The 26,604-nt window shown below is 61.7% G+C and carries 23 protein-coding genes; 13 read left to right on the top strand and 10 right to left on the bottom strand.

Features of this window, described 5'->3' with window-relative positions:
• Window positions 1-7 precede the first annotated feature (7 nt).
• The 3 genes from AC1D1J_RS04685 to AC1D1J_RS04675 form a co-directional block, all read right to left on the bottom strand.
• Window positions 8-1,003: a Bug family tripartite tricarboxylate transporter substrate binding protein gene (locus AC1D1J_RS04685; protein ID WP_477685389.1), complete on the bottom strand. Its 996-nt coding sequence runs from the start codon at window positions 1,001-1,003 to the stop codon at window positions 8-10.
• A 68-nt stretch (window positions 1,004-1,071) separates the two neighbouring features.
• Window positions 1,072-2,664: a rhodanese-like domain-containing protein gene (locus AC1D1J_RS04680; protein WP_477694002.1), complete on the bottom strand. Its 1,593-nt coding sequence runs from the start codon at window positions 2,662-2,664 to the stop codon at window positions 1,072-1,074.
• 58 nt (window positions 2,665-2,722) lie between these two features.
• Window positions 2,723-3,310 (bottom strand): cysteine dioxygenase family protein, encoded by a 588-nt coding sequence (locus AC1D1J_RS04675; RefSeq protein ID WP_457280315.1) that lies wholly within the window; start codon window positions 3,308-3,310, stop codon window positions 2,723-2,725.
• A gap of 132 nt (window positions 3,311-3,442) precedes the next feature.
• Between AC1D1J_RS04675 and AC1D1J_RS04670 the strand changes: the two genes are divergently transcribed.
• Both AC1D1J_RS04670 and AC1D1J_RS04665 read left to right on the top strand, forming a co-directional pair.
• A complete protein-coding gene (locus AC1D1J_RS04670) occupies window positions 3,443-4,348 on the top strand; it encodes a LysR substrate-binding domain-containing protein (RefSeq protein ID WP_457280316.1) in 906 nt (301 codons plus the stop codon).
• A gap of 288 nt (window positions 4,349-4,636) precedes the next feature.
• Complete coding sequence (locus AC1D1J_RS04665; RefSeq protein WP_477694001.1) at window positions 4,637-5,632, top strand: Bug family tripartite tricarboxylate transporter substrate binding protein; 996 nt, start codon at window positions 4,637-4,639, stop codon at window positions 5,630-5,632.
• A gap of 79 nt (window positions 5,633-5,711) precedes the next feature.
• Here the strand turns inward: AC1D1J_RS04665 and murI are convergent, their stop codons facing one another.
• Together murI and AC1D1J_RS04655 are read right to left on the bottom strand one after the other, a co-directional pair.
• Window positions 5,712-6,515, bottom strand: a complete 804-nt coding sequence (gene murI, locus AC1D1J_RS04660; protein ID WP_477685392.1) for a glutamate racemase — start codon at window positions 6,513-6,515, stop codon at window positions 5,712-5,714.
• Entirely contained in the window at window positions 6,512-8,062 is a 1,551-nt protein-coding gene (locus AC1D1J_RS04655; protein WP_477685393.1) for a fumarate hydratase, read from the bottom strand. The genes murI and AC1D1J_RS04655 overlap by 4 nt, the downstream gene beginning before the upstream one ends.
• A gap of 183 nt (window positions 8,063-8,245) precedes the next feature.
• Here AC1D1J_RS04655 and fumC point away from each other — a divergent pair, with 183 nt between their 5' ends.
• Window positions 8,246-9,637 (top strand): class II fumarate hydratase, encoded by a 1,392-nt coding sequence (fumC, locus tag AC1D1J_RS04650; protein ID WP_477694000.1) that lies wholly within the window; start codon window positions 8,246-8,248, stop codon window positions 9,635-9,637.
• A gap of 58 nt (window positions 9,638-9,695) precedes the next feature.
• Here fumC and AC1D1J_RS04645 read toward each other — a convergent pair whose 3' ends face one another.
• Complete coding sequence (locus AC1D1J_RS04645; RefSeq protein WP_477685395.1) at window positions 9,696-10,151, bottom strand: hypothetical protein; 456 nt, start codon at window positions 10,149-10,151, stop codon at window positions 9,696-9,698.
• 88 nt (window positions 10,152-10,239) lie between these two features.
• On the opposite strand from AC1D1J_RS04645, the gene oxlT reads away from it, so the two are divergent.
• Together oxlT and nhaA are read left to right on the top strand one after the other, a co-directional pair.
• Entirely contained in the window at window positions 10,240-11,574 is a 1,335-nt protein-coding gene (gene oxlT / locus AC1D1J_RS04640; protein WP_477685396.1) for an oxalate/formate MFS antiporter, read from the top strand.
• Window positions 11,575-11,643: 69 nt separating this feature from the next.
• On the top strand, window positions 11,644-12,837 hold the full coding sequence (nhaA, locus tag AC1D1J_RS04635) for a Na+/H+ antiporter NhaA (RefSeq protein WP_477685397.1): 1,194 nt from the start codon (window positions 11,644-11,646) through the stop codon (window positions 12,835-12,837).
• 20 nt (window positions 12,838-12,857) lie between these two features.
• On the opposite strand, the gene AC1D1J_RS04630 is transcribed toward nhaA, so the two are convergent.
• Window positions 12,858-13,472, bottom strand: a complete 615-nt coding sequence (locus tag AC1D1J_RS04630) for a YqhA family protein (protein ID WP_477685398.1) — start codon at window positions 13,470-13,472, stop codon at window positions 12,858-12,860.
• Between the two features lie 149 nt (window positions 13,473-13,621).
• Between AC1D1J_RS04630 and acs the strand changes: the two genes are divergently transcribed.
• Window positions 13,622-15,619 (top strand): acetate--CoA ligase, encoded by a 1,998-nt coding sequence (gene acs, locus AC1D1J_RS04625; protein WP_477693999.1) that lies wholly within the window; start codon window positions 13,622-13,624, stop codon window positions 15,617-15,619.
• A 188-nt stretch (window positions 15,620-15,807) separates the two neighbouring features.
• On the opposite strand, the gene AC1D1J_RS04620 is transcribed toward acs, so the two are convergent.
• Window positions 15,808-16,122: a c-type cytochrome gene (locus AC1D1J_RS04620; protein ID WP_457280326.1), complete on the bottom strand. Its 315-nt coding sequence runs from the start codon at window positions 16,120-16,122 to the stop codon at window positions 15,808-15,810.
• A gap of 124 nt (window positions 16,123-16,246) precedes the next feature.
• Here AC1D1J_RS04620 and AC1D1J_RS04615 point away from each other — a divergent pair, with 124 nt between their 5' ends.
• A complete protein-coding gene (locus tag AC1D1J_RS04615) occupies window positions 16,247-16,492 on the top strand; it encodes a TIGR04438 family Trp-rich protein (RefSeq protein WP_477693998.1) in 246 nt (81 codons plus the stop codon).
• A gap of 127 nt (window positions 16,493-16,619) precedes the next feature.
• Here the strand turns inward: AC1D1J_RS04615 and ilvD are convergent, their stop codons facing one another.
• On the bottom strand, window positions 16,620-18,320 hold the full coding sequence (ilvD, locus tag AC1D1J_RS04610; RefSeq protein ID WP_477685401.1) for a dihydroxy-acid dehydratase: 1,701 nt from the start codon (window positions 18,318-18,320) through the stop codon (window positions 16,620-16,622).
• A gap of 134 nt (window positions 18,321-18,454) precedes the next feature.
• Between ilvD and AC1D1J_RS04605 the strand changes: the two genes are divergently transcribed.
• Complete coding sequence (locus AC1D1J_RS04605) at window positions 18,455-19,426, top strand: LysR family transcriptional regulator (RefSeq protein ID WP_477693997.1); 972 nt, start codon at window positions 18,455-18,457, stop codon at window positions 19,424-19,426.
• Here AC1D1J_RS04605 and AC1D1J_RS04600 read toward each other — a convergent pair.
• A complete protein-coding gene (locus AC1D1J_RS04600) occupies window positions 19,413-20,006 on the bottom strand; it encodes a DUF4124 domain-containing protein (RefSeq protein ID WP_477693996.1) in 594 nt (197 codons plus the stop codon). The two genes, AC1D1J_RS04605 and AC1D1J_RS04600, sit on opposite strands and share 14 nt — an antisense overlap.
• Before the next feature lie 91 nt (window positions 20,007-20,097).
• Between AC1D1J_RS04600 and lgt the strand changes: the two genes are divergently transcribed.
• From lgt to AC1D1J_RS04575, 5 genes are all read left to right on the top strand, one after another.
• Window positions 20,098-20,934 (top strand): prolipoprotein diacylglyceryl transferase, encoded by an 837-nt coding sequence (lgt, locus tag AC1D1J_RS04595; RefSeq protein WP_477693995.1) that lies wholly within the window; start codon window positions 20,098-20,100, stop codon window positions 20,932-20,934.
• Window positions 20,935-21,237: 303 nt separating this feature from the next.
• Window positions 21,238-21,906, top strand: a complete 669-nt coding sequence (locus AC1D1J_RS04590; RefSeq protein WP_457280332.1) for a GntR family transcriptional regulator — start codon at window positions 21,238-21,240, stop codon at window positions 21,904-21,906.
• Complete coding sequence (locus AC1D1J_RS04585; protein WP_477693994.1) at window positions 21,903-23,381, top strand: malonyl-CoA decarboxylase domain-containing protein; 1,479 nt, start codon at window positions 21,903-21,905, stop codon at window positions 23,379-23,381. Before AC1D1J_RS04590 ends, AC1D1J_RS04585 begins: the two co-directional genes overlap by 4 nt.
• A gap of 52 nt (window positions 23,382-23,433) precedes the next feature.
• Window positions 23,434-25,560 (top strand): alpha/beta hydrolase domain-containing protein, encoded by a 2,127-nt coding sequence (locus tag AC1D1J_RS04580; protein ID WP_477693993.1) that lies wholly within the window; start codon window positions 23,434-23,436, stop codon window positions 25,558-25,560.
• 55 nt (window positions 25,561-25,615) lie between these two features.
• Entirely contained in the window at window positions 25,616-26,599 is a 984-nt protein-coding gene (locus tag AC1D1J_RS04575; protein ID WP_477685407.1) for a Bug family tripartite tricarboxylate transporter substrate binding protein, read from the top strand.
• Window positions 26,600-26,604 lie beyond the last annotated feature (5 nt).

The following is a 26,604-nucleotide window of genomic DNA, read 5'->3' as shown; positions in this document are numbered from 1 at the left end:
TCCGGGATCAGTCTAGCTTGGCGCCCGAGAGCTTGACGACGCGCGACCAGCGGGCGATGTCTGCCTTGAGCTGCGTGGCAAAAGCTGCCGGTGTGTTCCCCACCACTTCGCTGCCGCCATCGGTGATCAGCTTGCTGACTTCCGGCGACTTGAGCGAGCGCACGATGCTGTCATGCAGGTAAGCCACGCGTTCGGGCGGCGTGCCAGCCGGTGCGAAGAAACCGTACCAGTCTTCAAAGGTCGTGTTCTTGTAGCCCAGCTCTTCCAGCGTCGGCACCTTGGTGAACACGCCGATGCGGCGCGGGCTGGTGACGGCCAGGGCGCGCATCTTGCCGTTCTGGATGAAGCTGGACACCGAGGCGGTGGAGGTGATGAGCACGTCCACCTGGCCGCCCAGCAGGTCGGTGATGGCCGGGGCTGCGCCCTTGTAGGGCACATGGGTCATGCTGATGGCGCTGTCTTTTTCCAGAACCACGCCGACGAGGTGCGAGAGTGTGCCATTGCCGGGCGTGGCATAGGTGACTCGCCCGCCGGGGGCTTTGGTCTGCGCGGCGAGGTCGGCAAAGCTTTTCAGGGGTGAGTTGCTGGCCACTACCAGCACTAGCGGTGCGGCGTTGATCTGGGTGATGGGCAGGAAGTTCTTCAGCGGATCGAACCCCGGCGAGGCATACAGCGAGGGGTTGACGGCCATCAGTGAGACCTGGCCCGTGAGCACTGTGTAGCCGTCTGGCTTGGCGTCGGCCACGGCCTTGGCGCCGATGTTGCCGCCGGCGCCGCCGCGGTTGTCGACGATGGCGCTCTGGCCGGTGATGTCGGACAGGCGGCTCGTCACGAAGCGCGTGGTGGCGTCATTGCCGCCGCCGGCCGGGAAAGGCGACACAAACTTGATGGCCTGGTTCGGGAAGCCGCCGACCTGCGGCATGGGTTGGGCTGACGCGGCGCCGTGTACGGAGAGGAGGGCGCAGCACAGCGAGGCTGCGGTCAATTTCAGTTTGGCAAGCATGGGGGCTCCTGAATGAATTGGGGCAAAAGATGAATTAAAAAATGAGGCGGCGCGGGGCCAAATCGGTATTACGCGGGGTGGGTGGCCGCGGCATCGGGCAACTGGAAGGCCTTCAGTTCCAGTGCGTCGAGCTGCCCGATCAGGTTCACTTCCCAGGCCAGGTACTGGCGGGCTGCTTCCTTGTTGCCGTCGTGCCGGTCATGCACGAAGAAAAGGTAGTCGATGCAGTCGCTGTCGGCCGGCATGTTGTCAGTGGCCTGCAGCGCAAAGCCGGCGGCGCGCCAGGCATCGAGGCCGCCTTCGAGCAGGCTGGCCTTCAGTCCCAATGCCTGGAGGTCAACGGCCGCGCAGGCGGCCGCAGCGGGCTCGTCGGCAACCAGCACCACCGGGCGGTGTTCACCGGCCAGAGCCTGTGCCAGGCGCGGCCGTATGGACCAGCGTGTACCCGCGATATGGTTTTGGCGAAACTGCATGCTGGGACGCAGGTCGATGGCGACCACGGTGCCATCGGCCAGCCCGGCCGACAGGGCGTGCGCGGTGGTGGCAGGCAGCGCGGGCAGGGCCACGGGCGCCGGGGCGGGCAGCGCCAGGCCACTGGCCAGGCCCTGGTCCAGCACGCTGGCGTCGTGGCCCAGCTGGCGCAGCCAGCTGGCGACCGTCAGGGCGCGTATGCCGTCCGTATCAAACAGCACCAGCCGGGCCTGGCGCACGCCCACATACTGGTCGGTGGCCTGGATCAGCTGGCCGCCCGGCGTGTGCTGCGCGCCCGGCAGGCTGCCGCGTGCAAATTCTTCGGGGCTGCGGACATCGCACAAAAAGAGCGTGCGCTGCGCGTCGCCGGCCCAGCCGCGTACAGTCTGTGCGTTGACGACAGGTACATCGAAACGCTTTGCCAGCGCCTGGGCTGCCGCGCGCATGCCGGCGGGCTCTGTGGGCTGGGCCGAGTCCTTGTAGCGGCGCGTGCCGCCGTGCTCGAGTTTGAAGTCTGCCAGGTACCAGCCCTGGGTACCGTTTTCCAGCGCCGATACGGGGTTGCGCAAGCCGAGGTTGATCAGCGTTTGCGCGCCGATGATACTGCGCGTGCGGCCTGCGCAGTTGATCACGATGTGCGTGCTTTCGCTGGGGACCAGGTCGCGGATGCGCAGGGCCAGCTCGCCGTTCGGGCAACTGATCGCCGTCGGGATGTTCATCTTGCGGAACTCCGAAAACGGCCGACCGTCGAGCACCACCACGTCGTCTTGCCGCTCCAGCATGGCTGCAAGTTCAGTCGCACTGACGCGGGGCGTGTGATAGACCTGCTCGGCCAGTTCGCCGAAAGTTTTGGACGGCACGTTGACGCCGGCAAACAACGGGAAGCCAGCGACTTGCCAGCCGGCTGTGCCGCCCTGCAGCACCTGCACATCGCTGTAGCCGAGTGCACTGAAGCGGCGCGCGGCCAAAGGCGCTGCGCCGCTGCCGTCGTCGTCATACACCACCAGCCGCACACTGCGGCGCGGCGCCAGGCGCGGTGCGTCCAGCTCAAGCCGGCTGTAGGGCAGGGGGATGCCGTAAAACAAATGCGACTGGCCGTACTGGCCGTGCTCGCGCACATCAAACAGGGCGATTTCCGCGCCGTCGTGCAGCCAGGCTTTCAGCGTGGCCGCGTCTACAAAACGTGTCATGGGATAGGGGCGTGTAGGTTCGGAAAATTCAGGGAAGGGGGTAGAGGCGCGCTGGTGTTCAGCGGCGCGTCTGCACGCCGATGCCCATGGTTTCGTACGTACCTTTTTCCAGGTCGTAGCCGGTGCGCGTGTTCAGCGTTTCAAGCGCGCGGCCATACATGTGCAAGTGGCGTATCACCTGGCCGGCCGGAATCTCCACCGAGTGGATGTCTTCGGGCATCAGGGCGATGCCCGTGCCGGGCTCGACCACGACGGAGTTGACCTCTTTGAGCTGCGCCTTGCCCGGCACTGAGCCATCGTCCTGGCGTTCGTACACGCGGTTGATCTCGGAGCCTTCCACGGCACTGATGCAGGCCCAGGTCGTATGGTTGTGCGGCACGATGCGTTTGCCGGGACGCATCACGTTGAGGTAAAGCGCGAAGCTCTGGTCGGCGTCTTCAGCGATCAGGTAGCGCGCCTGCAGTTCGGGGCTTTCGGGCGCAGCGAAATCCGTAGCGTTCCACAGCTCCTTCTGGCCGGCCAGCTGGTTCAGGACCGCGAGCACTTTGGCCAGCGACTGGCGATTTGCTTCGCCGCTCCCAACAATAATCTTAATGTTTTGAATGGCGGCGCCAACTACCTGGTTGCGCTCGGCTGCTGCGGTCATGGGGCATCTTCCTGAGTGAGGTTTTGGGTTTACTTGGCCTAATATAGTCAACTCGTATTTCTGAAACAACTCAGAAATAGAGATAAATACATTAGCATTTGTAATAAGTAGATATTTGCAAAACGCCTGGAAATGAAAACCCTTGATCTGGAATTGCTGCGAGCGCTGGTGGCCATCGACGAGCAGGACAGCTTTGCCAGCGCCGCCGTGCAGCTGGGCAAAACACAGTCGGCGGTGACGCAGCAAATGCAGCGGCTGGAAGACCAGATCGGCCACCCGCTGTTTGAAAAGCATGGGCGCCAGAAGCGCCTGACGCCGCATGGGTTAAAGCTGCTCGGTTATGCGCGCCACCTGCTGGCCATCAATGACGACGCCTTGCGCAGCCTGCAGCAAGGCAACCTGGAGGGTGTACTGCGCATAGGCGCGCCGCACGACGTGGCCGACACCATGCTGCCGACGCTGCTGGCACAGGTGGCGCGTGCTTCGCCGCTGCTGCAGCTCGACATCCATGTGGGGCGCAGCCCTTTCCTGATGGAATCCCTCAAGCGCGGCGAGATCGACATGACTATCTCCAACCGCAACGACCCGGCACTCGACGGCGTGGTGCTGCGTACCTCACCCACGGTGTGGTTGTGCTCAGCCAGCTACGTACATGACCGCGCCAAGCCGGTGCCGCTGATCCTGGTGGAGGGCCCCAGCGTATTTCACAGGCTGGCACGCGAGGCGCTGGACGCTGCCGGAATTCCCTGGTCGCCGAGCTATACCGCTTCCAGCCTGATCGGCATCAAGGCTGCACTGCGTGCGGGTTTGGGCGTGACTGCGCGCGGCATCGAGATGGCGGGCAGCGACCTGCGCGTGCTGGGCGAAAACGATGGACTGCCGCGCTTGCCTGAGCTTGATTACTACCTGTTCGTTCGAAAGAATGTCATTAACCCGGTGACACGCAAGGTGTTCGAGATGCTGAAATCCAACCTCGGTTTGATTCGCAGCGCGGCGGACCCGGCTATCCCTGCCGCGCGTGCTGATCGGGAAATTTAAGCAGCGTCGGGAAAAATAAACGGCCAGAATTCCGGCGGAAAAACGCATCCACGATGCACTGCAGACTTTTTGATTACTTTGCTAAAAATAATCGCGTGTGAATTTTCGGTGTCGCGAGATCACAAAAAATAAACGCGCGAAAAACGTTGGACGCGAGCCACAAGTAGCGCCTGTATCTGCGTGGTAACACGGTGCAGGCGTCATCTGCGGTGTACGCTCGCCGGACGCTGACGATGCCCACGAGGAGGTGGGGTTGTCTCGCGTATCCGATCAATGCAAGGAGAGTTCATGTCAGTTTCAACATTCCCCATCAAGCGGCGCACGCTGCTTGCTGGTTCCGCAGCCACCCTGGCGCTTGGCGCTGCGCCCGCATGGGCTGCCTACCCCGACAAGCCCATCAAGATCATCGTTCCCTGGGCAACGGGCGGTAGCACCGATGCCATTACCCGCGTGCTCGCACAGCGGCTGAGCGAAGGGCTGAAGCAACCCGTGATCGTCGACAACAAGCCGGGTGGCGCGGGCCACGTGGGGATTGACCAGGCCGCCAAGTCGGCACCCGATGGCTATACGCTGGCGATCGTGGAGTTGTCGCACGTGTACGCGCCCGCAGTTGTTGCCAACCTGCCTTACGACATGCTGCGCGACTTCACGCCGATCACGCTGGTGGGTACATCGCCCATGGTGCTGTTTACCGGCATGGGCCCCGAAAACAGCGACTTCAAGACTTTCCTGAAAGCTTCTTCGACCGCCAAGGGCGGGCCTCCTGCCATGGCGAACAGCGGCACAGGGTCTATCAGCCACCTGGTGGGCGAGCTGTTTTCCCAGGAGACCAAAATCAAGTTCAACATGGTGCCTTACCGCGGCGGCGCGCCGGCGATGGTGGACCTGGCTGCCGGCCAGGTGTCTTCTTACTTCGCCACGCTGGCGACCGGCTCCAGCCTGATGGCCTCCGGAAAGGTCAAGGCGCTCGCAGTGACGGGTCGCAAGCGTTCGGACGTTCCCATCCTGCGCTCCTTGCCGACGATGACTGAGCTCGGCTTGAAGAACATGGATGTTGCGCAGTGGTGGGCGCTTGTTGCGCCAGCGACCACGCCGCTTGAAGTCACCGAGCGGCTTCGCCTCGAACTCCTGAGTGCGATGTCGGATTTCAAGGTGGTGGAACGTATGTCCGCTTTGGGCGTGGAAATGAAAGGTACTTCGCGCGACCAGTTGCGTGGATTCCTTCGGGCGGAGTCGGAGCGCTGGCGCACCCTGGCGCGTAACGTGGGACTGAAGCCGCAATAACTTCAGTTGCTTCAACGGATTCGGCTCATCACCGAGTCGATGCGTACCAGCGCCGGCGAGTCCGGCCGGCGCTGCGGTGCTATAGCTGCAGGCCCAGCCAGCGTCGCGCGGCTGCGTTCAGCGACTCCTGCTGACCCGTTGTCAGCAAAGTGATATGGCCGGGTGCGTCGCCTTGCCGCAGCTGCCCGGCGGCTTCGAGCAAACGGCGGGTCTGCCGCGCGACCGGCTCGCCGGTCTCGATCAGGCGGACGTCGGTGCCCACCATTTTCTGCAGTGTGTCCCACGCGAAGGCGTAATGCGTGCAGCCCAGCACCAGGGTATCGACCTGCCCGGCTTGGCCGCCGAAGGGCCCGATCGCTTGCGTGTATCCACGGCATAAAGCACTGATCTGCGCAACATCATGGTTCTGGATCGCATCGGCCAGCCCGTCGCACGGCTGCAGGATGAACTCGGCCTGGCCTTTCAGCGAATCGTGCAGGGCGCGCAGCTTGGCGCTTGCCACCGTGCCGCGCGTCGCCATGACGCCGATGCGGCCTGTCCTGCTCAACGCGACGGCCGGCTTGAGTGCCGGCTCGACGCCGACCAGCGGCAAGTCCGGGTGCTCGGTTCGTACGAGGTGAACGGCGGCCGCCGTCGCGGTATTGCACGCGATCACCAGTGCCTTGATCGCATGCTCTTCGCGCAATTTGCGCACGACGGCGCGTGTGCGCTCAATGACAAAAGCGTCGCCGCGCTCGCCATAAGGCGCGAAGCCCGCGTCGGCCAGGTAGACGAAGGACTCCGCGGGCAATTCGGCCCGCAATGCCTTGAAGACGCTAAGGCCACCCACGCCGCTGTCGAACACGCCGACCGGCCGGTCGGCGCCGGCATGGCCTTCGCTCACGCGGCTGCGACGGGAATGTTTTTGAACTCGCCGGTGGCGATTTTCTTTTGCCACTCGGCCGGGCCGGTGATGTGCGCGCTGGTGCCGCCCGCATCCACCGCCACGGTCACCGGCATGTCAACCACGTCGAATTCATAGATCGCTTCCATGCCCAGATCGGCAAAGCCCACCACCTTGGCGGTCTTGATGGCCTTGCTGACCAGGTAGGCCGCACCGCCGACGGCCATCAGGTAGGCGCTCTTGTGCTTCTTGATGGCTTCGATGGCGACCGGGCCGCGCTCGGACTTGCCGATCATTGAAATCAAACCGGTCTCGGCCAGCATCATTTCAGTAAAGCCGTCCATGCGGGTGGCAGTGGTCGGGCCGGCAGGTCCTACGGCTTCATCGCGCACTGGATCGACCGGGCCGACGTAGTAGATGACGCGGTTGGTGAAATCCACCGGCAGCTTTTCGCCCTTGCCCAGCATGTCTTGAATGCGCTTGTGCGCGGCGTCGCGGCCGGTCAGCATCTTGCCGTTGAGCAGCAAGGTCTGGCCGGGCTTCCAGCTGGCAACTTCTTCCTTCGTGAGCGTATTGAGATCGACTTTTTTGCTCTTCTTGTAGTCGGGCGTCCAGTTCACGTTGGGCCAGAGATCCAGCGAAGGCGGGTCCAGGTAGACCGGGCCGCTGCCGTCCATCACGAAGTGCGCGTGGCGCGTGGCGGCGCAGTTGGGGATCATCGCGACAGGCTTGCTGGCGGCGTGCGTCGGGTACATCTTGATCTTGATGTCGAGCACGGTGGTGAGGCCGCCCAGGCCTTGCGCGCCTATGCCCAGCGCGTTGACCTTCTCAAACAGTTCAAGTCGCAGCTCTTCGGTCTTGGTCATTTTGGCGCCAGAAGACGATTTGGCTTGGAGCTCGTACATGTCCAGGTCGTCCATCAGGCTTTCCTTGGCCATCAGCACGGCTTTTTCGGCGGTGCCGCCAATGCCGATGCCCAACATGCCGGGCGGGCACCAGCCGGCGCCCATGGTGGGCACGGTTTTGAGCACCCAGTCGACCACCGAGTCGCCGGGGTTGAGCATGACCATCTTGCTTTTGTTTTCACTACCGCCGCCTTTGGCCGCCACGGTGACGTCAATCTTGTTGCCGGGCACCAGCTCGGTGAAGATCACGGCCGGTGTGTTGTCTTTGGTGTTCTTGCGGTCGAACTGCGGGTCAGCCACCACGGAGGCGCGCAAGGTGTTGTCAGGGTGGTTGTAGCCGCGGCGCACGCCTTCGTTGATAGCGTCGTCAATGCTGCCGGTGAAGCCTTCCCAGCGCACGTCCATGCCGACTTTAAGGAACACGTTGACGATGCCGGTGTCCTGGCAGATGGGGCGCTGGCCCGTCGCGCTCATCTTGCTGTTGGTGAGGATCTGTGCAATCGCGTCCCTGGCGGCCGGGCTTTGCTCGCGCTCATAGGCGCGAGCCAGGTGCGCGATGTAGTCGGTGGGGTGGTAGTAGCTGATGTACTGCAGGGCAGCGGCTACGGATTCGATGAGGTCGGCTTGCTTGATCGTGGTCATGGTGGGTCGTCGTTATGAGGGCGTTTCGGGGAAATTTCGGGCAAACCCCGCAATTATCCGCCCTTGGGCGGGCGACTCGGGCATGTCGGGCGAGAGGATCCAAAACCCTTCAGATGAGAATCTTTCTCGTCTGCGGTCATACTAGGACTCTTAACCATCTTTTTTGACGCGCAGGATATTTCCATGACGACAAGCAGCACGCGCACGGAGCGCGATACCTTTGGCCCTATCGAGGTGCCGGCCGACAAACTCTGGGGTGCGCAGACGCAGCGCTCGCTGCAGAATTTCGACATCTCGGGCGAGCAGCAGCCACGCGAAATCATCAAGGCGCTGGCGCAGGTCAAGCGCTCATCGGCCAGGGTCAACCAAGCGTTGGGCCTTCAGGACGAGAAAAAAACCAAAGCCATCGTGGCCGCAGCCGACGAGGTGATCGCGGGCGGGCATGCGGACGAATTCCCCCTGGTGGTATGGCAGACGGGCTCCGGCACGCAGACCAATATGAATGTCAACGAAGTGCTGGCCAATCGCGCCAGCGAAATTCTGGGCGGTGAGCGCGGCGAGGGCCGCCTGGTGCATCCCAATGACGATGTCAACCGCAGCCAGTCGTCCAATGATGTGTTTCCTACCGCCATGCATGTGGCGGCTGTGGAGGCCATGACCCACAAGCTCCTGCCAGCGATTGCGAAGTTGCGCGCGACGCTGGCGCAAAAAGCCAAAGACTTCGACAGCATCGTGAAGATTGGACGTACCCATCTGCAGGATGCGACACCACTCACCCTGGGCCAGGAGTTCTCGGGTTATGTCGCGCAACTGGACCATGGTGAAAAGCATGTCCGCGCGGCCTTCCCGCATTTGTATGAGCTTGCACTCGGCGGCACCGCCGTTGGTACGGGGCTCAATGCACCGAAGGGGTATGCGGAGCAAGTGGCGGCCGAATTGGCCACGCTCACGGGCCTGCCTTTTGTGACCGCACCCAACAAGTTCGAGGCGCTGGCCTCGGTCGACGGCCTGGTGCATGCGCACGGCGCCCTCAAGACATTGGCCGCCAGCATGATGAAAATCGCCAACGACGTGCGCTGGCTGGCCAGCGGCCCGCGCAGCGGCATCGGCGAACTCAGCATTCCCGAAAACGAGCCTGGCTCGTCCATCATGCCGGGCAAGGTCAACCCGACGCAGAGCGAAGCCGTCACCATGCTGGCGGCGCAGGTGTTCGGCAACGATGTGGCCATCAACTTCGGCGGTGCCTCGGGTAACTTCGAGCTCAATGTGTTCCGGCCCATGGTGGTGCACAACTTTTTGCAAAGCGTGCGCCTGCTGGCCGATGGCATGGTGAGCTTTAACGACCATTGCGCCGTGGGCATCGAGCCGAATCGCGAACGCATCGCCGAACTGGTTGACCGCTCGCTGATGCTGGTGACGGCGCTGAACACGCACATCGGCTATGACAAGGCCGCCTTCATCGCGAAGAAGGCCCACAAGGAAGGCAGCAGCCTGCGCGATGCGGCACTGGCTTCCGGTCATGTCACGGCCGAGCAGTTTGATGCCTGGGTGCGGCCTGAAAAAATGGTGGGCTGACGCTGACCACACCCGGTTTGGGGGGGAGCTGGTGGGTTGAAGGATTCAAGGGTTTACCCTAAGATTGCACCCGTGAATGTTCACGCCACAAAGGAAATTCATGACCGCCTTCGCCTTGTATTTGAGGATTGCCCGGCCCGCCGCCATTGCGCGCGTACGCCTTGTGCTGCGTGAGTTGATTGCTGCTACGCCGCTGTCTATTTTTATCAGCGCGCTGCGGGCCCGCTAATTTGATTGCTGCCGGGCGGTTTGCGCCGCCGGCAGTAGACCGCACCACGCGGTTGCTCTTTTTCTCTTGTTTTCTTTTCAGTGCCGCCGGTGCAATGCCGGACACTTGCTGATTCTGCATTGCGCGCTCAGGCTCAGCGCCGCTAACACGCGCACTCCCCATTCTGTAAATCAAATCCATCGCAGTGGCCGGGGTTTGGGATTGCACGATTCTTTCAACTCGCTTTCGTTTTTTTGAGCGATGTGTAAAGTTTTTTTCAAACTTGATCGCGGTCAATGGGCTCATAAATGTCCGCTCTCACAATCCGCTCACAACAACAGCATCAACGATTGCAATTGCAATTTCCACGGCATAAAAGCGACAGGAGACATCAATGACATACGCCACTACGGCAACCCGTGCGCCATCCACCGCCCATCGCTGGATACAGCTTCTCTTGGGCATCGTTTGCATGGCGATGATTGCCAACCTGCAATATGGCTGGACCCTTTTTGTGAATCCGATTGCCGACAAGCACGGCTGGAGCAAGGCCGCCATTCAGGTGGCCTTCACGATTTTTGTGTTGACCGAAACCTGGCTCGTGCCGATTGAAGGCTATCTCGTCGACCGTTTCGGGCCACGTCCGGTGGTCATGGTCGGTGGCATTCTTTGCGGCGTGGGCTGGGTGATCAATTCCTTTGCCGATTCACTGATGCTGCTCTACATCGCTGCTGCGATCAGTGGCGTTGGCGCGGGTGCGGTGTACGGTACCTGTGTCGGCAATGCCTTGAAGTGGTTTCCGGATCGCCGAGGCCTGGCTGCGGGTCTCACGGCTGCAGGTTTTGGCGCGGGCTCCGCGCTCACTATTCTTCCGATCTCGGCCATGATCAAGGGCAGCGGCTACCAGTCTGCCTTCCTGTACTTCGGGATCATTCAGGGCGTGATCGTATTTGTCGTGTCGTTCCTGTTGACGCGGGCACCGGCGAACCTGGCCAAGAGCGGCTCGATCTCCACGATCAATGTGCAGCAGAGCCGGCGCGACTACACACCGTCCGAAGTCCTGCGTTCACCGGTGTTCTGGGTGATGTACGTCATGTTCGTGATGGTGGCGGCCGGCGGGCTGATGGCTACGGCCCAGCTCGGACCTATCGCCAAGGATTTCAACGTCGGCGACGTGCCCGTCAGCATCATGGGTCTGGCGCTGCCGGCGCTCACATTTGCCCTGGCCATTGACCGCGTGCTTAACGGGCTCACCCGTCCGTTCTTTGGTTGGGTGTCGGACCAGATCGGCCGTGAAAAAACGATGCTGATCGCCTTTGGCATCGAGTCGGTGGGCATCCTGGCGCTCTATCAGTTTGGCCACAACCCGGTTGCCTTCGTGGTACTGACGGGCATGGTGTTCTTCGCCTGGGGCGAAATCTACAGCCTCTTTCCCTCAACCTGCGCCGATACCTTTGGCTCCAAGTACGCCGCATCCAACGCCGGCCTGCTGTACACCGCCAAGGGTACGGCGTCGCTGCTGGTTCCACTGTCCAGTGTGCTCACTGCGATGACCGGCAACTGGCACGCTGTCTTTATTGTTGGCAGCGTCATGAATGCGATTGCGGCGCTGATGGCCTGGTATGTGCTGCGCCCGATGCGGCGTGCCGAGATGGAAAAGGCCGTGCTGCCTGCGGCTGCTTCCGACAAGGCTCCCAGCTTCGGTCCTCTTCCGCAGTCCGCGCAATAGAGAGCAGCATTGCGGCCCGGAGCCTGCGGCGCGATGGGCCGCCATCCTGCGGGTCTGGGACAATAGGGCATGCTGAAGCTTGTCCACCGTACCCTCAACCAGTTCATCAATTCGCAATCGCTTTCGGGCGTGGTGCTGGCGCTGGCCGCTGTGGCTGCGCTGCTGCTGAGCAACTCGCCATGGAGTGAGGTTTACAACCGGTTTGTGCAACTGCCAGGCGAACTGCGGGTAGGTGGTGATCTGCTGGTGCTCTCCAAGTCGTTATTACACTGGGTCAATGACCTGTGGATGGCGGTGTTTTTCTTTCTGGTGGGCCTGGAGATCAAGCGCGAGCTGATTGAGGGCGAGTTGGCCTCACCTGCTCAGGCGCTGTTGCCGGCAGGTGCCGCGTTGGGCGGTATGGTGGCGCCGGCGCTCATCTACATGGCGATCAATGCTGGCGACCCGGTCGCGATGCGCGGCTGGGCGATTCCGGCTGCCACCGACATCGCCTTTGCGCTGGGCATTCTGGTGTTGCTGGGTAGCCGCGTGCCGGCATCGCTCAAGGTGTTTTTGACCGCTGTCGCCATCATTGATGACCTGGGTGCCATCCTGATCATTGCGTTTTTCTACACCGAGGGTTTGTCGGTGATGGCGTTGTTGGCCGCCGGGATCGGTGGGTTGCTCTTGCTGGCCTTTAACCGGGCGAAGGTGATGGCCATAGGGCCCTACGTGGCAGTGGGCCTGGTGATCTGGCTCTTTGTTTACAAGTCCGGCATTCATGCAACGCTGGCGGGCGTCATTACTGCGCTGGCGATTCCCCTTTCAGACGGCAAAGACGGTTCGCCGCTTAAAACAGCTGAACATACGCTGCACCCCTGGGTGGCTTTTGCTGTGTTGCCCATGTTTGCCTTCGCCAACGCAGGGGTGTCGCTTCAGGGTGTGACGCCAGGAACGCTCCTTCAAAGCGTGCCCCTGGGCATCGCCGCAGGCCTGCTGGTGGGCAAGGCTGTCGGCGTGTTTGGCGCTTCCTGGCTGTTGATCCGCTTTGCCGGTGCCCGCTTGCCTGCAGGGGCCGGCTGGAGCCAGTTTTTCGGAGTCTGCCTGCTGTGCGGCGTGGGCTTCACCATGAGCCTTTTCATCGGTGCGCTCGCATTCGCCGGCCAGGATGCGGCATACGAGACGCAACTGAAGCTGGGTGTGCTGTGCGGTTCGTTGTTGTCAGGGGTGCTGGGTGCGCTGATGCTGCTGCGCACAAGCGCTGCCGAAAAGGCGCCGGGCTAGGACCGCCCGGCGTGACGCGGTCAATGCTTTTGTGCGGCGATCGCGGACATGATCTTGTCGGTGTAGGCGATCGCAATCGCCGACAACAGGAAGGTGATGTGGATCACCGTTTGCGCAATCAGGACCCTGTCGGTGTAATTGTCGGCATTAATGAAGGTCTTCAGCAAGTGGATGGAGCTGATGCCGATGATGGCCGTTGCGAGCTTCACTTTCAATACTGAGGCGTTCACGTGGCTCAGCCATTCGGGCTGGTCGCGGTGGCCTTCGAGGTTCATGCGGCTCACGAAGGTTTCGTAGCCGCCCACGATCACCATGATCAACAGATTCGAGATCATGACCACGTCGATCAGCGCCAGCACCACCAGCATGATGACCGTCTCGTTGAGCGACACGATGGGCGTGGAGGTCTTGTAGCCGATGCTGGTGATCAGCGACTGCAGTGCGGTCTGGCTGCCGAAGGCGGCTTCAATCAGGTGCCACAACTCCACCAGAAAGTGCAGCACGTACACGGCCTGCGCGGCGATCAACCCGAGGTACAGCGGCAATTGCAGCCAGCGGCTGGCAAAAATCAGGTTGGGCAAGGGGCGCAGGGGCGAAATTTTGGCGGGAGTGGGGGATTGGGTGGGTTCAGTCATGATGGCGTAAGCTGGGGGTTTGCGGCATTGTAGGGGGAGTGCAGGTACCCCCTGAATTGCAGAAGTTGTAAGGTTCAAGCCAGTCAGTGGCTTGTAAGTGCGGCAGAAGACAGTACCACGCATTCAGTGACAAACAGGAGACAAAACCAATGAGCGCCCCTTCATCCGCGATCGAATCCACCCTGGTTGAAAATCGCATCTTTCCGCCGACACCGGCCACCGTAAAGGCCGCGCGTATTTCGGGTATGCCGGCTTACCAGGCGCTGTGCACCGAAGCCGAGAAGGACTTTGAAGGGTTTTGGGCTCGCCTGGCGCGCGAAAACCTGAGCTGGAAGAAGCCATTCACCCAGACATTGGATGAGTCCGATGCTCCGTTCTACAAGTGGTTTGCCGATGGTGAACTCAACGCTTCCTACAACTGTCTGGACCGCCATCTCGGTACACCGGTCGAAAACAAAAAAGCCATCATCTTTGAAAGCGACGACGGCAAGGTCACCAACGTCACTTACAAAGAATTGCATGCCAGGGTCAGCCAGTTTGCGAGCGCGCTGAAAGGCGCCGGCATCAAAAAGGGCGACCGCGTCATCATCTACATGCCAATGACGGTCGAAGGCGTGGTGGCCATGCAGGCTTGCGCGCGCATAGGCGCCACGCATTCGGTGGTTTTCGGCGGCTTCTCGGCCAAGAGCCTTCAGGAGCGCATTCAGGACGCCGGCGCCGTGGCCGTTATTACCGCCAATTACCAGTTGCGTGGCGGCAAGGAGTTGCCGCTCAAGGCCATCGTCGATGAAGGCATCGCCATGGGCGGCTGCGAGTCAATCAAGAACGTGATCGTCTACCAGCGCACCGCCACCGCCTGCAACATGGTGGCCGGCCGCGACAGCCTGATGCACGAGATCACCGCCAAGGCAGCTCCGGTGTGCGAGCCCGAGTTCGTCGGCGCGGAGCACCCGCTTTTTATCCTTTACACCTCGGGCTCGACCGGCAAGCCCAAGGGCGTGCAGCACAGTACCGGCGGCTACCTGCTCTGGGCCAAACTCACCATGGACTGGACCTTCGACATCCAGCCCGCCGACGTGTTCTGGTGTACCGCCGACATCGGCTGGATCACCGGCCACACCTACGTGGCCTACGGCCCGCTGGCTGCCGGCGCAACGCAGATCATCTTTGAAGGAATACCGACCTTCCCGAATGCGGGCCGCTTCTGGCAGATGATCGAAAAACACAAGGTCACGATTTTCTACACGGCGCCTACGGCCATCCGTTCATTGATCAAGGCCGCCGAGGCTGATGAGAAGGTGCATCCGGCCCGCTCCGACTTGAGCAGCCTGCGCATCCTGGGCTCTGTTGGCGAGCCGATCAACCCGGAAGCCTGGATGTGGTACTACAAGAACGTGGGTGGCGAGCGCTGCCCCATCGTCGACACCTTCTGGCAAACCGAAACCGGTGGCCACATGATCACGCCGCTGCCCGGCGCCACGCCGCTGGTGCCCGGCAGCTGCACGCTGCCATTGCCCGGCATCATGACCGCCATCGTCGATGAAACCGGCAAGGACCTGCCCAATGGCGCGGGCGGCATGCTGGTCGTCAAGCGGCCTTGGCCGTCCATGATCCGCACGATCTGGAACGACCCTGACCGCTTCAAGAAAAGCTACTTCCCCGAAGAAATGGGCGGCACGATTTACCTGGCCGGCGACGGGGCAGTGCGCAATGTCGATAACGGCTATTTCCGCATCACCGGCCGCATCGATGACGTGCTGAATGTGTCGGGCCATCGCATGGGCACCATGGAAATCGAATCGGCGCTGGTAGCGCACTCTACGCTGGTGGCCGAGGCCGCCGTGGTGGGGCGGCCCGATGACCTGACGGGCGAGGCCATTGTGGCCTTTGTAGTGCTCAAGCGTTCACGCCCGACGGGTGAAGAAGCCAAGGCGATTGCCAAGGAGCTGCGCGACTGGGTGGGCAAGGAAATCGGCCCGATCGCCAAGCCCAAGGACATCCGCTTTGGCGACAACCTGCCCAAGACCCGAAGCGGCAAGATCATGCGCCGCCTGCTGCGCGGCATCGCCAAGGGCGAGACCATCACCCAGGACACCTCGACGCTTGAAAACCCTGCCATTCTCGATCAGCTGTCTGAAAAGCAGTGATCGAGAACGTGGCGTAGCCGCGTCAGCGAAGCTGGGGCAGGGTTGGGGGACACTCATATCGCGAAGCGATGTGACGTGGCCACAAAACCCTGCCATTCTCGATCAGCTGTCTGAAAAGCAGTAGTTCTGAAGCTGGCATAAAAAAAACCCGTCATTGACGGGCTTTTTTATGGGCCTAAAGCCCTCGGTTATTTCTGGGTCAGGATCCAGGCGACCAGCTTTTTGGCTTCGTCTGGGCTAACCTGGGCGTTGGCTGGCATGGGCACCGGGCCCCAGACGCCTGAACCACCCTTGATGACTTTGGCGGCCAGCTTGTCGGCTGCGTCTTTTTGCCCTGCATATTTGGCTGCGACATCCTTGTAGGAGGGCCCAACCAGTTTCTTGTCAACGGCGTGGCAAGCCATGCAGTTTTTCGCGGTTGCCAGTTGCAGATCCGCCAGTGCAGGGGTTGATACTGCAAAAACTGCAGCCATGGAAGCGATGACCGAAAGAATGCGTTTCATGGATTGTCCTCGTGGGGAGTTGTGGATTCGGTTACAGTCAATTAACGTCATTGTAGTGGTGCCGGTTGACCTGGGTTTCAAGGGTTGACCCGGCCAAACCATCACATATTCAGAGGAGTTACAGATGTTTTTTCTATTGGTTGGAATTGCTGCATTGGCACTGAAGTATCTCGAAATCGGTCCCGTTGCCACATTGAGCTGGTGGATTGTGCTTTGTCCATTCGCGCTTGCAGCCCTCTGGTGGTGGTGGGCGGATGCAACGGGCTATACCAAACGCAGGGAAGTGGACAAGATGGACAAACGCAGGCAAGACCGCATCGACAAACAGCGCGACGCCATGGGCATGCTTTCGGCGAAGAAAAAGAAATAGCTGATACAGCACAACTAGCTAAGGCGCCAGTCAAGTTACCCGGTTTTCGCAACTGGCAGCTGGCCCCAAAGCAAAGAGCCCGTGAAGTCTGTAACTTCACGGGCTCTTTGGGCTTCGGAGGATCAAATCAATAGTCGTCCAGCACCGCACCCTTGCTGGCACTTGATGCATTGAAAGCGAACTTGGCCTGGACGCCGCGGGTATAGCGTGGCGCTGGGGCTTTCCAGCCGACCTTGCGTTTGGCCAATTCGGCATCACTGATATTCAGCTGCAACAGGAGTTGCTTCGAATCGATGGTGATCGAATCTCCCTCATTGATGAAGGCGATGTTGCCACCAGCCGCAGCTTCGGGTGCCACGTGGCCAACCACCATGCCCCAGGTGCCGCCCGAGAAGCGGCCGTCGGTGATCAGGCCCACACTCTCGCCCAGGCCGGCGCCAATCAGCGCGCCGGTGGGAGCCAGCATTTCAGGCATGCCTGGCCCACCCTTGGGGCCCAGGTAACGCAGCACCATCACGTCGCCAGCCTTGATCTTGCCAGCCAGGATGGCGGCCAGAGCAGACTGTTCATCATCAAATACACGGGCCGGACCGGTCATGACGGGATTCTTCAGACCGGTTATCTTCGCCACGCAGCCTTCGGGCGAAAGGTTGCCCTTCAGGATGGCCAGGTGGCCCTGTGCATACATGGGGTTATTGATGGGGCGAATGACGTCCTGGTCGGCACGTGGCACTTCAGGAACGTCCTTGAGAGTCTCGGCGATGGTTTGGCCAGAAATTGTCAAACAGTCGCCGTGCAGCAGTCCCGCAACCAGCAACGTCTTCATGACCTGGGGAATGCCGCCTGCGCGGTGCAGGTCGACTGCGAGGTATTTGCCGGACGGTTTCAGGTCGCACAGCACGGGTGTGCGCTGACGCACACGTTCAAAGTCGTCAATCGTCCATTCGACACCGGCCGTGTGGGCGATGGCCAGAAAGTGCAGCACGGCATTGGTCGAACCGCCGGTCGCCATGATCACCGCCACGGCGTTTTCAATCGCTTTTTTGGTGACGATGTCGCGCGGCTTGATGTCCTTCTTGATCGCTTCAACCAGAACCTTGGCCGACTCTTTGGCCGAGTTCATTTTCTCGTCATGCGGATTGGCCATGGTGCTGGAGTAGGGCAGCGAAATGCCGAGCGCTTCAAAAGCGCTGGACATGGTGTTGGCCGTGTACATACCGCCGCAGCTGCCGGTGCCCGGAATGGCGCGGCGCTCGATCTGCAGCAGGTCTTCGTCGCTCATGCGGCCGGCGGCGTTTTCGCCCACGGCTTCAAACACGCTGACGATGTTCAGGTCTTTGCCCTTGTAGGTGCCTGGCAGGATGGTGCCGCCATAGACGTAGATCGCCGGCACGTTGGCGCGCAGCATGCCCATCAGGCCGCCCGGCATGTTCTTGTCGCAGCCACCAACCACCAGCACGCCGTCCATCCACTGGCCCTGCACGCAGGTCTCGATGCAGTCGGAGATCACTTCGCGGCTCACGAGGGAGTACTTCATGCCCTCTGTGCCCATGGCCATGCCGTCGGAAATCGTGGGTGTGCCGAATACCTGCGCGTTGCCGCCAGCTTCCTCGATACCGGCAATTGCCGCGTCGGCCAGTTTTTGCAGGCCGCTGTTGCAGGGCGTGATCGTGCTGTGCCCATTGGCCACGCCGATCATGGGTTTTTTGAAATCGTCGGCCTCGTAGCCCATGGCGTAGTACATGGAGCGGTTGGGCGCGCGCGATTTGCCCTCGGTGATGTTCCTGCTGCGTGGGTTGGCAACGATGTTGACGGTTTTGGTTTCCATGGGGTGTCTTGTGGTGTTGGCTACTGTGGCTTGCCCGTGTTTGACCTTGGGCATGCATCGGGAGAAACAGAGTATGCGTGCTTTAACTGATTCTTTCCAATCCATTATTAATCATCTATTAATATGTATGGCATATGAAAGATGTTCTCGGCACCACGGGCATGGCTTCCCGTAAACCGCCCTTGATCGAGCTTCGCCTGTGGCGCCAGTTCCTGGCAGTGGCCGAGGAGCTTCACTTCGGCCGCGCTGCCAAAAGCCTCAACATGACCCAGCCGCCGCTCACGCAGGCCATTGCGCAGCTGGAGGCGCATTTGGGCCTCAGATTGTTCGACCGCACCAAGCGCAGCGTGCAGCTCACGACGGCAGGTGCTGCCCTGGTGCCCGAAGCGCGTGACCTGCTGACACGTGCCTCGGCTCTTCCGGCATATGCGCGCGCCAGCGCGGACGGCGAGGCCGGGCGCTTGCGGCTGGCTTTTGTGTCTACGGTCGGTTTTGAATTGCTGCCGCGTTGGGTGCTGGCCTTTCGCGAGCAATACCCCAAGGTGCAGCTGGAATTGATAGAGGCGACCGGCGACGTGCAGCTGCAGGCTTTTGAGCGCGGAGAGATCGACGCGGGCTTCATGCTGCATTCCCCTGGTTTCGCGCCGCCAGGCCTGGCCTGCCGGCGCATCAGCCAGGACCCGTTGGTGGTGGCGCTACCCGGGCAGCACTCGCTGGCAAGCAAGGCGACGCTTGCGCTCCCTGATCTGCTGGGCGAGTCTTTAGTGATCTTTCCGCGGCGAATCGTTCCGTCACTCTACGACGCGATTTTTGCGATGTATCACGCCGCAGGGCAATTGCCGCAGGTTGCCCAGGAAGCCATCCAGATGCAGACCATCGTGAACCTGGTATCCGCCGGGCTCGGCGTGGCCTGGGTTCCCGAGAGCGTGCGGCAGTTTCAGCGCCCTGGTGTGGTGTATCGCAGCCTGCCTGTTGGCAGGCCTTCCATGCGTAATGGTGCGCGGGGCGCTTCGGCCGTGGTGCCTGGTTGTGAGACCAGTCTGGTCTGGCCGCGGGCCAGCGCCAACCCGGCGCTTGCCCGCTTTATCGCCTTTATCGGCGCATAGACCGCTCGAAGGCTTCTTCCCGTTCGCGTTGCCGGCGCGCCGCCACCGCATTTTGCTGCTGCTGCCTTTCTGCGGCGGTAAGTTCGCGCTGCTCCATTCTTCGTTGGGCTATTTCGCCGGCACTGCTGCAGCGGGCGCCGTGGTTGGCTTCGCAATTGGCAATGATCTGTTTGTCGGAGGCCTGCGCCTGGGTTTGGGCACCGCCTTTGCGCAGGCCGCCCAGTGCCGAGGGCATGGCCTGGCGCGATCCGCCGCTGGATCGGTCAGCAGCAGCTGCCCGTGCATTCGCCGCAGCGTTTTCCGCCGCCCAATCCTTGGGTGCCGCGGCGGCTTTGCCATTGCCATAAAGCACGCCGGGCACGCCTGTTACAGGTGTGCCGTCAGTTGATGCTGGTGCCGCGGCAAGGGCCGGTGCGCGGACAATGAGCTTTTCATTGCCACCGCCACTGGTCGCACAGGGCGTTTGTGAAAACACCTTTTTGCTGGCCGAATCAAGGCATTGGTAGACCTGTGCCGCAGCGGGTTGTATGCACAACAAACCCAAGCCTGAAACAACGGTAAAACAGAATAAATGACGCATGGTTTGATCCTGTACGGCGTTGCTCCCAGTTTATGCGAGCGGGCTCGCTGTAAGCCCTTTCCTACGAGCCCCGCATGCAAAAATACGGCCCATGCTTATTCATCCGCAAATCAATCCGGTTGCCCTGCAGTTGGGGCCCCTGGCCATCCATTGGTATGGCCTGACATATCTGGCGGCTTTTGGCCTCTTCTTCTTCCTGGCTACGCGGCGCCTTCGCCACGAGCCCTATGCGTCCATCACCGGCCCCGGCGCCTGGTCGCGCAGGGACATTGAAGACATCCTGTTCCTGGGCGTCATGGGGGTGGTGATCGGTGGGCGGCTCGGTTACTGCCTTTTTTACAAGCCCGGTTACTACCTGTCGCATCCGCTTGAGATCTTTTTTGTGTGGCAGGGCGGTATGAGCTTTCACGGCGGGATGCTGGGTGTGCTGGCCTCGCAATGGTGGTTTGCCCGTTCGCGCCAGCGGCCTTGGCTGCAGGTCATGGACTTCGTCGCGCCTTGCGTACCGACCGGGTTGGCGGCGGGGCGCGTTGGCAACTTTATTAACGGTGAGCTCTGGGGACGCTTCAGCGACCCTGCTTTGCCCTGGGGCATGGTATTTCCGGGCAGCGGCGCCATGCAGCCGCGTCACCCCTCACAAATCTATCAATTCCTGATGGAGGGCTTGTTGCTGTTTGTGCTGCTCTGGTTGTACGCGCGCAAGCCGCGTAAGGTGGGGCAGGTCTCCGGGGCCTTCCTGGTCGGCTACGGCGTGTTTCGTTTCATCGCCGAGTTTTTCCGTGAGCCAGACGACTTCCTCGGCATCCTCGCCCTGGGCATGAGCATGGGCCAATGGCTTTGCGTGCCCATGATCGCAGCGGGTGTCTGGCTCTGGGTGTGGGCTTCCCGGCAGGGTCAACCCCGAAAATCCATCGCAGGCAGCTATTGATTTGTGGCGATAGCTCCGGGCGTCAGGACTGTCTGGTGCCCTGAGCCTCTCGCTTCGGGGCGCTAGGGTTTCTCCCTGTCGTTTTCAGGCACAACTCACTTGTCTGAGTGCTTTTTAACTCTCATAATTATGTGTAATTACTTGAAATTACCGCTGAAATTCTGAAAACTCCAGACGCTGCCGGGGCAGTTGTATGGAAGCAGGTGGATTTTTCGGGACGTGCCGGGCCACCGCAGTTGCCGGGTTCGGTGGATGTGTCGTGTATTTGGGTTCATTGCGTCAGCCGGTCAAAAGGGGTCTGTCATGCGTCTGGTCCAGAGTTCATTGCATCAGGAGGTCGCCAATACCCTGCGCGAGCAGATTTTTGCCGGCCAGCTGGCGCCCGGGAGTTTTCTGGACGAGGTGGCGCTATGCGAACGGCTGGAAATCTCCCGCACGCCACTGCGCGAGGCGCTCAAGGTACTGACCTCGGAAGGGCTTCTGCGCCACGAACCCCGGCGTGGTTGCTTTGTCAATGAGGTGACCGAGCAAGACCTGGACGACATTTTCCCGGTCATCGCCTTGCTGGAGGGGCGCTGCGCCTATGAGGCGGCACGCAATGCCACCGACGCCGATCTGGCTGCGCTCACTACTTTGCATGAGCGGCTTAACAGCCACGCCAAAGCCGGCCGGATCAATGACTATTACGCGACCAATTTCGCCATTCACGAGGCCATCATCCTGCTGGCCAACAACCGCTGGCTCGCGCAGGCGATTGCGGACCTGCGAAAAATATTGAAGCTGGCGCGGCTCCAGCAGTTGCACGCGCCGGGCCGGCTGGCGCAAAGTCTTTCAGAGCACATGACGGTGTTTGCGGCCCTCAAAAGCCGTGACAGCGAAGGTGCCGATGCCGCCATGCGCACGCACCTGACGCGCCAGCGCGAAGCGCTGCGTGACCTTTCCCGCAGCCAGCGCTCCAGGGTGGCCTCATGAGCGCCGCAGACTGGCTCAGCCGCAATGTTTCGCGGCTCACGGCAGGCGAGAAAGGCCTTACAGAAAAAACGGCCGCAGGGCAAACAGACCGTGCGCAAGCAGCTACAAAAAAGATAGCAGCTAGCGTCGAATTGCCCGCACGAAGCACGCATGAACGGCTTCTGGCAACTTTGAGCCATAAGGACGAAGCGCTGTCGCCGCGCGTGCTTCGCCGCACCTTGCAAGAGCTGCAGGCCATCATCGACCCACGCGTGAGTGAGGTGGAAGGCGGCCGGCGCGCCATGGCCATTGCGGCCTGGTACCAGGGCGCCACCCCGGCTCGCCGGCGCGACCTGTGGATGCTGATGAGTGAGCAGTTCGTCGCCAATCCGCAGAAGGTCAAGGCTGCGCAGGCGCAGTTTGCGGCTGCAGTGGGCACACCCGAAGAGGCAGTGGCCGAGGTGCGTTACCGCCGTGCCACAGTCTCGCCGCGCCGGCGTCTGCTGCAGCGCTTCAGCGTCTATCCGGGCGGCATCCAGTTCCTGGTCGAGATGCGTGCCGACATGCAGCCCAGCCTCAAGGCCGACAAGCGCTTGCTGGCTCTGGATGTCGAAATGGAATACATGTTCTCCACATGGTTCGATGTCGGTTTCCTTGACCTGCGCCGCATCACCTGGGATTCACCGGCATCACTGATTGAAAAACTGATCAAGTACGAAGCGGTCCATGACATCAAGGGATGGGCGGACGTCAAAAACCGGCTCGACAGTGACCGTCGCTGTTATGGCTTCTTCCACCCGCGTCTTCCGGAGGTACCGTTGATTTTTGTCGAGGTCGCGATGGTCGAGACGATTGCGGGCGACATCATGCCTTTGCTCGATGAGCTGGCAGCGCCCTCGGACCTGAGCCGTGCGACCACTGCGATTTTTTATTCCATCAGCAATACGCAAGCCGGCCTGCGCGGCGTGAGCTTTGGCGATTCACTGATCAAGCGTGTGGTGGAGACCCTGAAAGAGGAGTTTCCCAAGCTCAAGACCTTTGCCACCCTTTCGCCTATTCCGGGGTTTCGCAGCTGGCTGGGCAAGAACGCGGCTGCCATGCTGGAAACGCTGGGAGACAAGGAGCTTGCCGCCCTGGGCCGGGCGGTGGGATTTGAGCCGCCTACTGCAGGGCACCTGCTGACCGCCGCAGAAAACCCACTGGCCCTCGGCGAAAAGTCGCCGGTGCGAAAGATGCTGCTGCACTGCGCCGCCCATTACCTGGGCCGGGCCCTGGAAGAGGGCAAGCCGCTGGACCCGGTGGCACGTTTTCATCTGGGCAACGGCGCGCGCGTGGAACGCATCAACTGGGCGGGCGACCCGACGCCCAAAGGGCTCAGGCAATCGTACGGCCTGATGGTGAATTACCTCTATGACCTCAAGCGCCTGGACAAGCATCGCGCCTTGCTGGCCCAAGGAAAGGTGGCTGTTTCCGGCGCTATTGAATCGCTTTTGTAGTTTTTTGCAGTTGCAGACGAGCAGTCGACAGATAAAAACGAAGGAGACAGACATGAGACCCGTTCACCTGCTGGGAAGGCTGGCGCTTGCGTGGCTGGCTGCCGTGTTGTTGCTGGGACATTCCGCCCAGGCCCGCGTCACGCGGATCGTGATTGACGAAACCGTTCCCCTGGCGGCAGACCTGTCAGGTGGTGTGGCCTTTGAACAGATTGCCGGCCGTGCGTTCGGCGAGCTGGACCCCAAGGCGCCTGGCAATGCCATCATCCAGGACATTGAACTGGGCAAAGAGGCCGATGGCAAGGTACGTTACGTGGCCACCTTTGTGTTGACCAAGCCGGTTGATCCGGCCAGGGCCAGCGGCCTGATGTGGCATGAGGTGCCCAACCGTGGTTTGCGCCGGCCTAATGTGGTGCAGGAGCGTGCATTGGGTGACATTGACCTCACCAGCGCCTGGCAGGGCGACAACGCCGGCGCCACCATGGTGCGGGCCACTGCTGCGGTCGAGCTTCCCCACTGGCTCAAGGTGCCGGTGGCAAGAAACGCCGATGGCTCACCTGTCACAGGCGAGGTGTTTGGCCGCATTGTCAATCGTACCGGCCCGGGTTCGCAACCGCTGGTCGTGCAAACAAATCCTGTTCCGTACAAGCCCATGAGCCTGGACACGCGCCAGTCGCGCCTGGTGTCGCGCACGGCTGAATCCACCCGCGGCGATGTGACCGGCGAGACAGTGATTCCTTCCGCCGACTGGGCCTGGGCCAAATGCGATGCAGCCAATCCTTTTCCCGGCGTGCCTGATGCAACGCAGATCTGCCTGAAGAACGGCTTCGATGCCAGCAAGCTCTACCAGGTAGTGTTCAAGGCCGCCGATCCTTACCTGCTGGGCGTGGGCTTTGCCGCCTGGCGCGATATGGGGGTGTTCTTCAAGACGGCCAGGGCGGATGACGCGGGCACACCGAACCCGGTGGCTGGGGTGGTGACCCACAGCATTGGCCGGGGCGTCTCGCAGTCCGGCAACTTTCTGCGCGGCTGGCTGCACCTGGGCTTTAACCGGGACGAGGCCGGGCGCCAGGTGCATGACGGCCTCTGGCCCATCATTGCGGGCCGGCGCATCGCGCTGAACTTCCGCTGGGCCCAGCCCGATGGTGTGCTGGAGCTGTACCAGGCCGGCAGTGAAGGGCCGCAGTGGTGGGCACGCGCGGCCGACCCGGTGCGCGGTGGGCCGGCCAGCGGCATTCTTGATCGTTGCGAAGCCAGCAAGACCTGCCCGAAAATCGTCGAGCACTTTGGCTCGGCCGAGGTCTGGGCCCTGAAACTTACGCCCGAATGGGTGGGTACCGATGCCAGGGCCGACCTGCCTCTGCCTGCCAACGTGCGGCGCTATTACATTGCCAGCTCCAGCCACGGCGGCGGGGCAGGGGGCTTTGACACCAGCCTGCCGGGCGTGGGCCTTCCAACGGCAGGCGCCAGTTGCCCGGGCAACAATTTCGGCACGGGTGTGTTACCCGCCAACCCGGTGCCGCATACCGAAACCGTGAACGCGCTGCGCGTGCACTTTCGCAACTGGGTGATGCGTGGCGCCGAGCCACCGCCCAGCCGCTGGCCTACCCTGGCGCCGCGTGCCGGCGAGCCGCGCGGCACGCTGGCGCTGGCCACCAAGGAAGGCATCGGCTTTCCCACGCTGCCGCAGTTGCGCCCCACCGTGCCCGAGCCGGACTTCATCATGCCGGTGCTTGACTATGACTGGGGCCCCGCGTTCAACCCTGCCGATGGCTCGGGCGTGGCATCCAATGCGCCGCCGCCCATCCGCCGGGTGCTGGCCATGCTGGCGCCGCGTGTGGACGCCGACGGCAATGAGCTGGGCGGCGTGCCGGTGGTGCTGCTCGAAGCGCCGCTGGGCACTTACCTGGGCTGGAACATCACGGCGGGCGGTGCCCGGCCATTCCACCAGGGGCAGATTTGCAATTACGTGGGCGGCATGGTGCCCTTTGCCCGCACGGCGCAAGAGCGCGGTGCCAACGGCGACCCGCGCCTGTCGCTGCAGGAGCGCTACGGCTCGCACGAGGGCTATGTGGCCGCCGTGCGCAAAGCCGCCGAGAAAGCACAGGCCCAGGGTTTCCTGCTGGCCGAAGACGCGGTACGCCTGATCAAGGCTGCCGAAGCCAGCGCGGTGCTGCGCTGAAGGCAATCTTTACCGAATATCATCCCGTAGTAAAACCCACCAAAGGAGACAAACCATGAATTCAATCAACCGGCGCGACGTCCTGCGCATCGCTGCGGCCAGCGCTGCAACCGCATCACCCCTGCTGCATGCGCAGTCAGCCTGGCCCACCAAGCCAGTGACGATGATCGTGCCGTTTCCAGCCGGCGGCGGTACCGATGCGTTCGCACGGCCGCTGTCGGCGCAGTTCGCCAAACTCACAGGCAAGCAGCTCATCATCGACAACCGCGGCGGAGCCGGCGGCACCTTGGGCGCGAGCATCGCCGCCAAGGCGCAGCCCGACGGCTATACGCTGTTCATGGGTGCCGTGCATCACACGATTGCACCGTCGATGTATCCCAAGCTGGACTACGACATCGAGAAAGATTTTGTGCCGCTGGCCTTGATGGCCAACGTGCCGCAGGTGCTGGTGGTCAATCCCCGCAACATGCCGTTTTCCGATTTCAAGGCTTACATCGCGGCCGTGCGCAAGGCTCCCGGCAGATACAACTATGGCTCCGCCGGTGCGGGTACTTCGCACCATCTGGCCGGGGAGCTCTTCAAGCAGCAAACCAAGACCTTCATCACGCACATCCCTTATCGCGGCGCGGGCCCTGCGCTGCAGGACTTGATTGGCGGCAACGTCGACATGATGTTTGACGGCCTGGGCTCTTCCGCCAACCACATCAAGGGCGGCCGCATCAAGGCGCTCATGGTGTCCGGCACCAAACGCAACCCGGCTTTCCCGGACGTGCCTTGCGCCGGCGAACTCGGCCTGCCCGACTACACCGTGACCACCTGGTACGGCATCTGGTCGCCCAAGGGCACACCCGCCGACGTGCAGGCACGCATCGTGGAAGATCTGCGCAAAGCCGCCACCAGCGATGAGCTCAAAGCCATCTGGGCCAACAACGGCGCGGACTTCGGCAACCTCACCCCCCAGCAGTTCGGCACGTTTGTGAGCAACGAGGTCAAACGCTGGTCGGCCGTGGTGAAAGCCTCCGGCGCCAAACTCGACTGATCCCT

The sequence above is a fragment of the Polaromonas sp. P1_F8 genome (assembly GCF_056405635.1).
Note: the sequence above shows the minus strand (reverse complement) of the source record. Positions and strands in the feature narration are given on the sequence as shown.

Bases quoted from the DNA above. Each gene is read 5' to 3' on its own strand.
- lgt (WP_477693995.1), top strand. From the start codon at position 20,098: ATGCTTATTCATCCGCAAATCAATCCGGTTGCCCTGCAGTTGGGGCCC.
- AC1D1J_RS04670 (WP_457280316.1), top strand. From the start codon at position 3,443: ATGAAAACCCTTGATCTGGAATTGCTGCGAGCGCTGGTGGCCATCGAC.
- oxlT (WP_477685396.1), top strand. From the start codon at position 10,240: ATGACATACGCCACTACGGCAACCCGTGCGCCATCCACCGCCCATCGC.
- AC1D1J_RS04685 (WP_477685389.1), bottom strand. From the start codon at position 1,003: ATGCTTGCCAAACTGAAATTGACCGCAGCCTCGCTGTGCTGCGCCCTC.
- AC1D1J_RS04645 (WP_477685395.1), bottom strand. From the start codon at position 10,151: ATGAGCCCATTGACCGCGATCAAGTTTGAAAAAAACTTTACACATCGC.
- AC1D1J_RS04620 (WP_457280326.1), bottom strand. From the start codon at position 16,122: ATGAAACGCATTCTTTCGGTCATCGCTTCCATGGCTGCAGTTTTTGCA.
- AC1D1J_RS04680 (WP_477694002.1), bottom strand. From the start codon at position 2,664: ATGACACGTTTTGTAGACGCGGCCACGCTGAAAGCCTGGCTGCACGAC.
- AC1D1J_RS04630 (WP_477685398.1), bottom strand. From the start codon at position 13,472: ATGACTGAACCCACCCAATCCCCCACTCCCGCCAAAATTTCGCCCCTG.
- AC1D1J_RS04590 (WP_457280332.1), top strand. From the start codon at position 21,238: ATGCGTCTGGTCCAGAGTTCATTGCATCAGGAGGTCGCCAATACCCTG.
- AC1D1J_RS04675 (WP_457280315.1), bottom strand. From the start codon at position 3,310: ATGACCGCAGCAGCCGAGCGCAACCAGGTAGTTGGCGCCGCCATTCAA.
- AC1D1J_RS04580 (WP_477693993.1), top strand. From the start codon at position 23,434: ATGAGACCCGTTCACCTGCTGGGAAGGCTGGCGCTTGCGTGGCTGGCT.
- AC1D1J_RS04655 (WP_477685393.1), bottom strand. From the start codon at position 8,062: ATGACCACGATCAAGCAAGCCGACCTCATCGAATCCGTAGCCGCTGCC.
- fumC (WP_477694000.1), top strand. From the start codon at position 8,246: ATGACGACAAGCAGCACGCGCACGGAGCGCGATACCTTTGGCCCTATC.
- AC1D1J_RS04585 (WP_477693994.1), top strand. From the start codon at position 21,903: ATGAGCGCCGCAGACTGGCTCAGCCGCAATGTTTCGCGGCTCACGGCA.
- nhaA (WP_477685397.1), top strand. From the start codon at position 11,644: ATGCTGAAGCTTGTCCACCGTACCCTCAACCAGTTCATCAATTCGCAA.
- AC1D1J_RS04575 (WP_477685407.1), top strand. From the start codon at position 25,616: ATGAATTCAATCAACCGGCGCGACGTCCTGCGCATCGCTGCGGCCAGC.
- acs (WP_477693999.1), top strand. From the start codon at position 13,622: ATGAGCGCCCCTTCATCCGCGATCGAATCCACCCTGGTTGAAAATCGC.
- ilvD (WP_477685401.1), bottom strand. From the start codon at position 18,320: ATGGAAACCAAAACCGTCAACATCGTTGCCAACCCACGCAGCAGGAAC.
- AC1D1J_RS04615 (WP_477693998.1), top strand. From the start codon at position 16,247: ATGTTTTTTCTATTGGTTGGAATTGCTGCATTGGCACTGAAGTATCTC.
- AC1D1J_RS04605 (WP_477693997.1), top strand. From the start codon at position 18,455: ATGAAAGATGTTCTCGGCACCACGGGCATGGCTTCCCGTAAACCGCCC.
- AC1D1J_RS04665 (WP_477694001.1), top strand. From the start codon at position 4,637: ATGTCAGTTTCAACATTCCCCATCAAGCGGCGCACGCTGCTTGCTGGT.
- AC1D1J_RS04600 (WP_477693996.1), bottom strand. From the start codon at position 20,006: ATGCGTCATTTATTCTGTTTTACCGTTGTTTCAGGCTTGGGTTTGTTG.